At 72.2% G+C, this 10485-nt stretch carries 11 protein-coding genes; 3 read left to right on the top strand and 8 right to left on the bottom strand.

Annotation, left to right across the window (positions count from 1 at the left end; all coding sequences use genetic code 11):
* Positions 1 to 366, bottom strand: a 366-nt coding sequence (locus tag IE107_RS34645; RefSeq protein WP_229866625.1) for a DUF5107 domain-containing protein, incomplete at its 3' end; no start/stop codon positions are given.
* Between the two features lie 233 nt (positions 367 to 599).
* Here IE107_RS34645 and IE107_RS00310 point away from each other — a divergent pair.
* Together IE107_RS00310 and IE107_RS00305 are read left to right on the top strand one after the other, a co-directional pair.
* Positions 600 to 953, top strand: coding sequence for a DUF6204 family protein (locus IE107_RS00310; protein WP_189539711.1), 354 nt, complete (start codon positions 600 to 602; stop codon positions 951 to 953).
* Between the two features lie 147 nt (positions 954 to 1100).
* Positions 1101 to 1280: a hypothetical protein gene (locus IE107_RS00305; RefSeq protein WP_189539709.1), complete on the top strand. Its 180-nt coding sequence runs from the start codon at positions 1101 to 1103 to the stop codon at positions 1278 to 1280.
* 30 nt (positions 1281 to 1310) lie between these two features.
* Here IE107_RS00305 and asnB read toward each other — a convergent pair whose 3' ends face one another.
* A complete protein-coding gene (gene asnB, locus IE107_RS00300; RefSeq protein ID WP_189539707.1) occupies positions 1311 to 3158 on the bottom strand; it encodes an asparagine synthase (glutamine-hydrolyzing) in 1848 nt (615 codons plus the stop codon).
* Positions 3159 to 3622: 464 nt separating this feature from the next.
* Here asnB and IE107_RS00295 point away from each other — a divergent pair, with 464 nt between their 5' ends.
* Complete coding sequence (locus IE107_RS00295) at positions 3623 to 4363, top strand: carbon-nitrogen hydrolase family protein (protein ID WP_189540543.1); 741 nt, start codon at positions 3623 to 3625, stop codon at positions 4361 to 4363.
* Between the two features lies 1 nt (position 4364).
* Here the strand turns inward: IE107_RS00295 and IE107_RS00290 are convergent, their stop codons facing one another.
* Genes IE107_RS00290 through IE107_RS00265 form a run of 6 tightly spaced genes read right to left on the bottom strand, consistent with a single transcriptional unit; the run spans position 4365 to position 10299 of the window.
* Entirely contained in the window at positions 4365 to 4931 is a 567-nt protein-coding gene (locus IE107_RS00290) for a GNAT family N-acetyltransferase (protein ID WP_189539705.1), read from the bottom strand.
* 37 nt (positions 4932 to 4968) lie between these two features.
* Positions 4969 to 5127, bottom strand: coding sequence for a hypothetical protein (locus tag IE107_RS00285; protein ID WP_189540600.1), 159 nt, complete (start codon positions 5125 to 5127; stop codon positions 4969 to 4971).
* 59 nt (positions 5128 to 5186) lie between these two features.
* Positions 5187 to 6131: a S66 peptidase family protein gene (locus IE107_RS00280; protein ID WP_189539702.1), complete on the bottom strand. Its 945-nt coding sequence runs from the start codon at positions 6129 to 6131 to the stop codon at positions 5187 to 5189.
* Positions 6128 to 8107 (bottom strand): S9 family peptidase, encoded by a 1980-nt coding sequence (locus IE107_RS00275; protein WP_189539700.1) that lies wholly within the window; start codon positions 8105 to 8107, stop codon positions 6128 to 6130. The genes IE107_RS00280 and IE107_RS00275 overlap by 4 nt, the downstream gene beginning before the upstream one ends.
* Positions 8108 to 8129: 22 nt before the next feature.
* Positions 8130 to 9473, bottom strand: coding sequence for a M20/M25/M40 family metallo-hydrolase (locus IE107_RS00270; RefSeq protein ID WP_189539697.1), 1344 nt, complete (start codon positions 9471 to 9473; stop codon positions 8130 to 8132).
* A complete protein-coding gene (locus IE107_RS00265; RefSeq protein WP_189539695.1) occupies positions 9466 to 10299 on the bottom strand; it encodes a M55 family metallopeptidase in 834 nt (277 codons plus the stop codon). The genes IE107_RS00270 and IE107_RS00265 overlap by 8 nt, the downstream gene beginning before the upstream one ends.
* Positions 10300 to 10485: the final 186 nt, after the last annotated feature.

Below are 10485 nucleotides of genomic sequence, written 5' to 3'. Positions count from 1 at the left end.
GTCGGCGGGCTGCAGAACGGGGTTGCGGTAGAGGAGTTCCCGGCCGGTCGGCTTGTGGTGCAGGGAGTGGATGCGGCCGCCGAGTCCGGGCAGGACGGTGGCCCGCAGCCGGTCGTTCTCGATGACGATCGTGTCGAGTCCGGTGGGGGTGCGCTCGCGCCCGTAGCCGTCGAGGACGCGCACCGGCAGCACGGTGGTCAGGGGGCGATAGCCGATCTGGCGTGCCATGTCACGTGGCAGCGCGGCCCGGTCGCGTTCGCCGAGCACATGCATCTCGTCGAGCGGCCGCAGCGCGGGCAGCGGATTCTCCGGGCCCAGCGGCGCGGCGGGCAGAGTCAGTACGGCACGTCGTACGGTCGTGGCCAAGGCAACCTCGCTCCCTCGCACGGGCCGCCGCAGGTCCGGGCGCCCCCGATGACCATGGAACACGCTGGACAACACCCCTGGCCAGGGGCATCACCATCAGACTTCGGCAAAGGCCACGGGGGCGCGGCAGAAATTCGCATGCGCCCCGCCCGTGCCTCCGTAACCTTGGCCCCCGACAGTGCAGGAACGGCGGCCGATGCGGCACGCACGAACGGAACGCGGAGCGGAACACGATGAGCACGCAGCACACCTACCGAGTGATCGTGCGCGGCACCTGGGACGGCCTGACGGAGAGCGCCCGCGCGCGACTGCTGTCCGAGGTGGACGGACACGGTCTGAGCGCGATGGAGTTCACCGAGGAGGGCTCGCTCGCATACGACCGTGTGCTCAAGCACTTCAGCTTCCGGTACGTGGTCGTCTCCGACGCCGACGACGGCGAGGAGATGGCGGGTGCGATCGCCGAGGACCGCGCGGAGACCTATCTGAACGAGCAGGGCTACGGCCATGGCGCACTGCGGTCCACGGTGACGGACATGGACACGATGAAGATCAATTACAAGGGCCGGCGCGGCTCGGGGGCGGCGTAGCGGGTGTGACGCGGTGAGCACCTCTCGACGTGACGGAAACAGCCTGGCCGGAACGGAGCGTCACACGGCGCGAACGCCTGCCGTTCACTGGGTGGAAGTCGTGCGGCGGACGAGAAACCGTGCACGGCCGCCGAGCCGGCGCAGGCCGTGCAGGGCGCCGTTCGGCCCGTACCGGTGCGGGCGGTACCGGACGCCGAGCCCGGGTGGCACACCCCGGCCGGCGCCCTGCGGCCCCCCGGCTGGACGCCCGCGACGGGCCTGGCACGCGGACTGCACTCCTTCGCCCAGGGGCTCGCCCACGAGGGGGTGCTGTCCGAATCGGACTGACCGTCGCCCGAGGGTCCGGTGGCGGCCCGCTCAGCCGAGGACGAGTTCGGGCTCGTACAGGTCCAGCCACATGGCGAGGTCCAGGGTGCGCTCCAGGCCGCGGCGGGACGCCGTGGTGACCCGGGGCGCGCCGTGGGCGGCGGCCCTGCTGAGGAGGTCGCGGTCGATCAGCTCGAAGACGCGGTGGTCCGGGCGGGCGAGCAGTTCGCGGGCGTGCTCCTGGAGGGCGACGGCGTACTTGGGGTCCTGGGTCGACGGATAGGGACTCTTCGTCCTGTCGTAGACCGAGCGGGGCAGTACGTCCGCGGTGGCCTCGCGCAGCAGGCTCTTCTCCCTGCCGTCGAAGGACTTCAGGGACCAGGGCGTGTTGTAGACGTACTCGACGAGCCGGTGGTCGCAGAACGGCACCCGGACCTCCAGGCCGACCGCCATGCTCGCGCGGTCCTTGCGGTCGAGCAGGACGCGCACGAACCGGGTCAGGTGGAGATGGCAGATCCTGCGCATGCGGTACTCGAAGTCGCTCTCGCCGGGGAGCCGTTCGATGCCGGAGACGGCGGCCCCGTAGCTGTCGCGGATGTATGCGCCCAGGTCGAGGTCGCGGCGGAGGTCGTCGCGGAGCATGTCCGAGTCCTCGCCGAAGTCCTCGGCGAACCGCACCAGCCAGGGAAAGGTGTCGGCGTTGCGGGCCCGCTCGTCGAAGAACTGGAGGTAGCCGCCGAAGACCTCGTCGGCGGATTCGCCGGACAGCGCGACGGTCGAGTGTTCGCGGATGGCCCGGAAGAGCAGATAGAGCGAGGCGTCCATGTCGCCGAGGCCCATGGGGATGTCCCGGGCCCGGATCATCCGGGCCCGTACCTCCGGGTCGGCGAGGGTGTCCGGGTCGAGCACGATGTCCCGGTGGAGGGTGCCGGCCCGCTGGGCCACGTCGTGCACGAACGGGGTGTCGGGGGTGGTGCGCAGCTCGTCGGCGACGAAGTTCTCGGTGCGTCCCACGAAGTCGACGGCGAAGGTGCGGACCTTCTCGCCGCTCTCGGCGAGCTGCCGGGCGGCGAGCGAGGTGACGGCCGAGGAGTCGAGTCCGCCGGAGAGCAGGACGCAGCGGGGTACGTCGGAGACCAGCTGACGGCGCACGATGTCGTCGAGCAGCGACCGTACGGTGGCGATCGTGGTGTCCCGGTCGTCGGTGTGCGGGCGGGTCTCCAGCCGCCAGTAGACGTGCCGACGCAGGCCGCCGCGGTCCACGGTGACGACCGTGCCCGGCTCCACCTCGTACATGCCGTCCCACACGGCGTGGCCCGGGGTCTTGACCATGGTGAAGAGCTCCCGCAGCCCGTCGGGGGTCACCCGCGGGCGGGCCAGCGGATTGGCGAGGACGGCCTTGGGCTCCGAGCCGAAGAGCACACCGTCGGAGGTCGGCCAGTAGTAGAAGGGCTTGACGCCCATCCGGTCGCGGAACATGACGAGCCGGTCGTGGCGGCCGTCCCAGATCGCGAAGGCGTACATGCCGTTGAGCCGCTCGGCGAGGGCCTCGCCCCACTCCAGGTAGCCGCGCAGCACCACCTCGGTGTCCGAGTCGGTGGTGAACCGGTGCCCGCGGGCGGTCAGTTCGTCACGGAGTTCGGTGAAGTTGTACGCCTCACCCGAGTAGACGAGGGCGACCGCTCCCTCGGGGGTCTCGACGGTCATGGGCTGGCGCCCGCCGGGCAGGTCGATGATCGCGAGCCGCCGGTGTCCGAGCGAGGCATGAGCGGCGGTCCAGGTCCCCCGGTCGTCGGGGCCCCGGCAGGACATGGTCTCCGTCATCGCGTCCAGTGCCGCGGCCTCCTCGGCCGCCCGCAGATCACGGTCGAAGGAGACCCAGCCGGTGATGCCACACATGTGCGTCCTCCCGATCCGGTCCGCCCGGGAGAGCCTCGTGGGCACGGTACCGCCCGCACTCCTGGACGGCGTGCCGAAGACGAAGCCCGGCAGAACCAGTTGTATCTAGCAGCTATATGACGAGAGTCTGCCTGGGATTGCGTACGGTCAACACGGCGGATACCTCGGCGGGGGCACGCCCCTGCTGCTTTCGGCCGCGGCTTTCCGCTTCCTGTACGCGGCGCCGCGCTCCGGAACCCTTGCGGGAAACGGCTCCTGGGCCCGGCGGGCATCCCGAATCGGCCATCGGCAAAGACTTGCCCAACCCGAGGTCGGCCGGTGGAGTGGACCGGTGCGGGCGGCAGCCGGCCCGGGGGCGCCCGATAGGCTGGCCGCTACCCTGTTCGCGTCGCCGGCCTGCGGTCTCTTGGGGCAGCCCACCCCCGAGTGCCCGGCCGACCGGCTGATCCGGAGTGCCCGTGCCCATGCCCGTCCCCGTACCGCTCACCGTCGCCGTCGCCCAGCCCGCCTGCGTCCCCCGCGACGTCGCCGCCAACGCCGCGGCCCACGCGGAGACGGTGCGGCGTTCGGGGGCCCGGCTGGTCGTCTTCCCGGAGCTCTCGCTCACCGGCTACGACCTCGCCGCCGAGGCCGTGTCCCCCGACGACTCCCGGCTGCGCCCGCTCGTCGCGGCCTGCCGCGAGGCGGGGGCGACGGCCCTGGCGGGGGCTCCGGTGCGCGCCGCCGACGGGCGCGAGCATCTCGCCACCCTGGCCGTCACGGGCCGGGGCGCGCGCTGCGTGTACGCCAAGATGTGGCTGCACGGCACGGAGTCCGACCGGTTCACCCCCGGAGAGAAGCCGCACGTCCTGGTGGTCGACGGGCATCGGCTGGGGCTTGCGGTCTGCTACGACGCCGCGGTTCCCCAGCACGCCGCCGACACCGCGGCGCTGGGCATCGACGCCTATGTGGCGAGCACCCTCTACGGCCCCGGACCTGAGCAGGCCGCCCGCCGCGACGGGCACATGAGCCAGGTCGCGCGCACCCATGGCGTGTGGGCGGTGCTGGCCACCTCGGCGGGTCCCAGCGGAACGTACGACCGGACATCGGGCGGCTCCGGCATCTGGGCGCCGGACGGAACCGCGGTCGTGCAGGCCGGGCCCGAGGCCGGCGCCGTGGTGTCCACGGCGGTGGGCGGGGCCGCCTGGTGCCGCGACCGGCACTAGGTCAGGCCCCGGGGCTGCCGGTCATTTCGGCGGTGATGGCCCACCGCTCGTGGTCGCGCCAGGCCCCGTCGATGAAGAGGAAGTCGGGCGAGAAGCCTTCGAGACGGAATCCGGACCGGCGGACGAGGGCGAGCGAACCCTCGTTGCCGGGCTGGATGTTGGCTTCGAGGCGGTGCAGGCCGAGCGGCCCGAAGGCGTATCGCACGACGAGGCCGAGGCCTTCGCCCATCAGGCCGCGTCCTGCCGCGTGGGCGAAGGCGCCGTATCCGAGCGCACCGCAGCGAAAGGCTCCGGCGACGATGTTGTTGATGTTGATGAACCCCGCGATCGAGCCGGCGGGTCCGCTCCCCCCGCCGCGTTCGCAGACGAGGAAGCCCTCCCTCGTGGGGTCCTCGATCAGCCGGCCCGCGTAGGCGGCGTACGTGCGGAGGTCGTCGGGCGGGAAGAGCCAGGGGCGGTGCAGGTCCCGGCTCTCCCGCACCCGGGTGGTGAACTCCTCGGCATCGGCCTGCGTGAAGGGGCGGATCGCCGTACGCCGCCCTTCGGCCAGATAGTCGCTGTCAGGCATCCGGCAACCCTAAGGGCTTTCCCCCGGCCCGTCCGCGTCACTTCCGCCGGCCGCCGGCCACCGGAAGCTCCAGCACCCCGGTGTCCTCCGGGGCGCTGACCACGGTGACCGGTTTGATCCCCCGGTTGCCGAAGTGCGCGCTGTCGCTCCCCGCGATCACGAATTCGAGCCGGTGGCCGGCTTCGTACCGCAGCAAGACCCTGGTGAACCGGCTGGTCTCCCCGGCGCGGGTGCCGGACGCCGCTCCACCGCCGTTCAGCTCAGTGCGGGCACCTCGACGGTGAGCGTGGCGGGGCCGCCTCCGGCCGGGGCGTCCAGCACGGCGGGCACGCCGAGCGGAATCGTGAGCGCCGTCGGCCCGTGCCCGAAGCCCAGCTCCTCGACGACGGGCACACCCAGTGGGCCGAGCCGGTCGGCGAGGACCGCCCGGACCTCCTCGTACGGGCCGCAGCCCGCCCAGGAACCGCAGGCCACACCGGCAATCCCGTCGAGCGCCCCGGCTCTCAGCAGTTGGGTGAGGATGCGGTCGATGTTGTACGGGTCCTCGGTGGTGTCCTCGATCACCAGAAGCCCGCCCCGGGCGGACGTCCGGGCGTGCGGGGTGCCGATGTCGGCGGCGAGCAGGCTCACACAGCCGCCGTAGGTGATACCGCGGGCCCTGCCGGGGACCAGCACCCGCGCGGTGGGCAGGCCTAGGGTCCGTACCGACTCGGGCTCGAACAGGGTGGCCCGCAGGGACTCCTGGGTGTCCGGGTCCTTGAGGAAGGTCTCGGTACCTGCCATCGGGCCGTGCAGGGTGGCGAGCCCCATGCGCAGCGCGAACGCCTCGTGGAGCACGGTGATGTCGCTGTAGCCGATGAACACCTTGGGCCCCGCCGCGCGCATCGCCGCCCAGTCGACCAGGTCGACCATCCGGTGCACGCCGTATCCGCCGCGGGCGCAGATCACCGCGTCCACGGCCGGATCGCACCAGGCCTCCTGGAGGTCCCTGGCCCGCGCCTCGTCCGTGCCGGCGAGATAGTCCAGCTCGGGGTGGATCTCGCGTGCGTGCGGTGCCTCGACGGGCTCCAGGCCCCAGCCGCGCAGTACGTCCAGGCCCGCGTCCAGCCGGTCGGCGGGCACCGGACCGCTCGGTGACACGACGGCGATCCTGGCTCCCGGGCGCAGCCGGGCCGGGCGGGTCAGCGGTGCGAGGGTCACTTCTTCAGCTCCTGCCGCGGTACGTCGGTGCGGTCGATCCCGAAGGTCTGTGCGTACAGGGAGAGTTCGGCCTCCAGTGCCCGGATCATGGTGTCCGCGCGTCGGAACCCGTGCCCCTCCCCCTCGAAGGTGAGATAGGCGTGCGGGATGCCTCGTCCGTCGAGCGCGGACAGGAACCTTTCGCACTGCACGGGCGGGCAGATCGGGTCGTCGAGCCCCTGGAGCAGGAGGAAGGGCGTGGTCAGCCGGTCGGTGCGGCGGACCGGTGAGCGTTCGCGGTAGCGGTCGGGGACTTCGGCGAGCGGGCCGACGAGGGACTCCAGGTACTGCGACTCGAAGTCGTGGGTCTCGTCGGTGCCCCAGCCGGTCAGGTCCAGGATGGGGTAGATGATCGTCCCGCAGGCGTAGACGTCGGTACCGGTCAGCGAGGCCGCGGTGGTCCAGCCGCCGGCGCTGCCGCCCCGGATGGCCAGTCGCCGCCGGTCGGCGGTGCCCTCGTCGGCCAGCGCCGCGGCGACGGCCGCGCAGTCCTCGACGTCGACGACGCCCCACTGCTCGCGCAGCCGGTTGCGGTACGTCCGGCCGTAGCCGGTGGAGCCGCCGTAGTTCACCTCGGCGACGCCGATGCCGCGTGAGGTGAAGTAGGCGATCTCCAGGTCGAGCACGAGCGCGGCATGGCCGGTCGGGCCGCCGTGCGCCCAGACCACGTAGGGCGGCCGTTCGTCCTCGGGGCCGGACCGGTCGGGGCTGCGCGGCGGGTGGATGTGGGCGTGGATCTCGCGTCCGTCGGGCCCGGTGAAGGTGCGTTCCTCGGGCCGGGGGTAGTACGCGGGGTCGACGGCGTCCTTGTGCGCTGCCCCGATGACGCGTGTGCGGCCGGTCGCGGTGTCCAGCTCCACCACCTCGTACGCGCTGTACGGGCTCGCCGCGACACCGATGACCCGGCTGCCGTGCACCGCGAGCGTCTCGGCCCACTCGGTCCAGGGCCCGGCGACATCTACCAGTTCGCCGGACTGCGGGTCGAGGATGCCCAGCGTGGTGGAGCCCTTTCCGTGGATCGCGGCGATCAGGCCGTTGTCCAGCGGCCGGAACCAGCTGAGGCCGATCTTCCAGAGCGGTCCGGCGAACTCCTGCTCGCGGGGGCAGAGTGCGACCGCGCCCCGGTGCGGATCGGCGCGGTACAGGTTCCACCAGCCGCTGCGGTCACTGGCGAAAAGGAGCTGCCCGTCGGTGCCCCACTCGATCTGCGGCACCGACTCCTCGGGGCCGCCGCCGAAGGACCAGGTGTGCTGGAAGGTGCCGTCCTCGGCGACATCGGCGAGCATCACCTCGGTGCCGTCCCACGGCATCCGGGGGTGGTCCCAGGCGATCCAGGCCGCCCGCCGGCCGTCGGGCGAGAGCTTCGGCCCGGTGACGAACCGGCGGCTGTCGTCGGTGAGTTCGCGTACCGCCGAGCGGTCGTCGGCGGCCGAGCCGTCCAGCGGCACGGCGGCGATCACCCGGCGCAGCTCGGTGGGGCCCTCGCCGGTGAACTCCTCCAGGACGCACCACACTTCGCCCCGGTCGGGGTGGAGCTGCGGGTCGGCCCAGCGCAGCCCGCCGCCGACGGCCGAGACCGGGGTGAGCGGCCAGGGTTCGTCGGGCCCGTCCGGGGCGTAGGCGTAGAGCCGCTGGTCGGCGAAGTGGACGAAGACGACCAGCGGACCGCCCTCGGCGCGCCCGGTCCCGGCCCAGGGCACTCCGCCGTACTCGATGACCCGGCTCCGTACGTTCCACGGGGCGGGCAGCACGCAGTCGGTGCTCCCGTCCGCCCGGCGGCGGATCAGGGCGCGGCGGCCCGCCTCGGCAGGGCGCGGCTCCGTCCACCACACCTCGTCGCCGACGGTGCCGACGTACTCCGGGCGGCCGTCTCGGGAGGCCGCGAGCGCGGCGTCGATCGGCGACGGCCATGTTCCGTAAGCCCCGATGGGCAGCATGTGTTCAATTCCCCCTGTTGCGTCAGGCAGTGCGCAGATAGTGGTCGAGGACGCGGACGCCGAAGTGCAGGGCCTCGACGGGGACGCGTTCGTCGACGCCGTGGAACAGTGCCTGGTAGTCGAAGCCGACGGGCAGTTTCAGCGGTGAGAAGCCGTAGCCGGTGATGCCGAGCCGGGAGAACTGCTTGGCGTCGGTACCGCCCGACATGCAGTACGGCACGACATGGCCGGCCGGGTCGAAGCGTTCGATCGCGGCGCGCAGCTTGGCGAACGTCGGCGAGTCGACCGGGGCCTGGAGCGGGACCTCGCGGTGGTGGAACTCCCATTCGACGTCGGGGCCGGTCAGCCGGTCGAGGGTGGCCTGGAACTCGTCCTCGCCGCCCGGCACCATCCGGCCGTCGATGAAGGCGGTGGCGTGGCCGGGGATGACATTGACCTTGTACCCGGCCTCCAGCATCGTCGGGTTGGAGCTGTTGCGAACGGTCGGTGCGACCAGGTCGGCGGCGCGGCCGAGCTTGCCGAGCAGTTCGTCGACGTCGAAGCCGGGGGCGTCGAGGTCGGGGCGGAGGCCGTGCAGGGCGGCGAGCTCGGTGAGCGCGGCGCGGACCGTCGGGGTGAGCCGGACGGGCCATTGGTGCTCGCCGATCCGGGCGACGGCGGCGGCGAGCGCGCTGACCGCGTTGGCCTTGTTGACCTTGGAGCCGTGTCCGGCCTTGCCGTGCGCGGTGAGCTTCAGCCAGGCCGTGCCGCGCTCGCCGGCGGCGATCGGGTAGAGCGGCATGCCGGGTCCGGCGTGGAAGGTGAAGGCGCCGGATTCGCTGATGCCCTCCGTGCAGCCTTCGAAGAGCTCGGCGTGCCGGTCGGCGAGGAAGCCGGAGCCGTCGTCGGCGCTGGCCTCCTCGTCGGCGGTGTACGCGATCACGATGTCGCGGCGGGGCCGGACCCCGGCCCGTGCCCAGGCGCGTACGACGGCCAGGACCATCGCGTCCATGTTCTTCATGTCGATGGCGCCGCGCCCCCAGACGACCCCGTCGCGGACCTCGCCGGAGAAGGGGTGGACGCTCCAGTCGGCCGCCTCGGCCGGGACCACGTCGAGATGGCCGTGGACGAGCAGGGCGTCGGCGGACGGGTCGGTGCCGGGAATCCGGGCGACCACATTGGTGCGTCCGGGGGTCCGCTCCAGCAGGGTGGGTTCCAGTCCGACGGCGGCCAGCCGCTCGGCGACGTACTCGGCGGCCGGGCGTTCGCGGCAGTCGCCGCCGCCGCGGTTGGTGGTGTCGATCCGGATCAGTTCGGAGGTGAACGTCACCGATTCGTCGAGCGCCTGCTGGTCGACGCTGTCCTGGGGACCGGTCGCCTCAGCCATACTGCTCCTCCACGGCGGACGACACGATCGTCGTGACCGCCTTGAACGTGCGGATACCTTCGTACATCGTCGCGCTGGTGTAGGCGACGCGCCGTTCGCCGCTGGGCGCCACGCCGGGGACGACGGTGGCCGCCTGGGCCAGGTGCTCGGCGTCGAACTCCAGCTCCACGGTGAAGGGGCCGCCCTCCACCGGTGCGTGGCGCACGGCGAGCGCGGTGGCTTCCTTCGCGGCGGCGCGGATGTCGGCGGCGGTACGGGCCGGGGTGCGGCAGACCGCCGCGTACCGCGACACATAGTCCTTGACAGCGACCTTGCGGGCCCGGGGGGCGTAACCCTCCGCGTCCACGCAGGTCAGGTCGTCGCCGGTGACGAGGACGACGGGCACCCCGTACTCGGCCACGACATGCGCGTTGAGCAGTCCCTCGCTCGCGCGGGCGCCGTTGAGCCAGACCCCGGTGATGGAGTTCGCCAGATAGGTGTGGGCGAGGACCCCCTCCGCGCCGGCGCCCGTGTGGTAGCCGACGAAGGCGATGGCGTCGACGTCGCCGTGCTGGATGCCCTCGACCATGGAGAGGGACTTGTGCCGGCCGGTGAGCATCTGGACCCGGTCGTCGAGCCGCTCCAGCAGGAGGTTGCGCATGGACCAGTGGGCCTCGTTGACGAGGACCTCGTCCGCACCGCCGTCGTAGAAGCCGAGCGCCGCCGCGTTCACGTCGGAGGTGAACATGGCACGGCACCGCTCCCATTGGGCCGTGCCCGGCAGTACGTCGGCCGGCCAGGTCACACCGGTGGCGCCTTCCATGTCCGCGCTGATCAGGATCTTCATGCCGGGCCACGGTACGCGCCCGCGAACCGCCAGGCCAGAGCCACAGGGACGTTCAATGGTCCAGTCCTCCGAAGAGAGTGCGACGCACGCCCCCAACAGGTGCATCACGGACATGCGCGCGGCGGCCCGCCCGGCGCTCCTTGACACTTTCCCGCACCCCAGACCATGATTCCATTAATTGACTAA

It is taken from the genome of Streptomyces gelaticus (assembly GCF_014649535.1).
GTDB lineage: Bacteria > Actinomycetota > Actinomycetes > Streptomycetales > Streptomycetaceae > Streptomyces > Streptomyces gelaticus.
The sequence above is the reverse complement of the archived record's forward strand: the minus strand, read 5'-3'. Positions and strand labels throughout refer to the sequence as shown.

Coding starts and splice junctions, on each gene's coding strand:
- IE107_RS00265 (WP_189539695.1), bottom strand. CDS start 10,299: ATGAAGATCCTGATCAGCGCGGACATGGAAGGCGCCACCGGTGTGACC.
- IE107_RS00310 (WP_189539711.1), top strand. CDS start 600: ATGAGCACGCAGCACACCTACCGAGTGATCGTGCGCGGCACCTGGGAC.
- IE107_RS00270 (WP_189539697.1), bottom strand. CDS start 9,473: ATGGCTGAGGCGACCGGTCCCCAGGACAGCGTCGACCAGCAGGCGCTC.
- IE107_RS00290 (WP_189539705.1), bottom strand. CDS start 4,931: ATGCCTGACAGCGACTATCTGGCCGAAGGGCGGCGTACGGCGATCCGC.
- IE107_RS00295 (WP_189540543.1), top strand. CDS start 3,623: ATGCCCGTCCCCGTACCGCTCACCGTCGCCGTCGCCCAGCCCGCCTGC.
- IE107_RS00275 (WP_189539700.1), bottom strand. CDS start 8,107: ATGCTGCCCATCGGGGCTTACGGAACATGGCCGTCGCCGATCGACGCC.
- asnB (WP_189539707.1), bottom strand. CDS start 3,158: ATGTGTGGCATCACCGGCTGGGTCTCCTTCGACCGTGATCTGCGGGCG.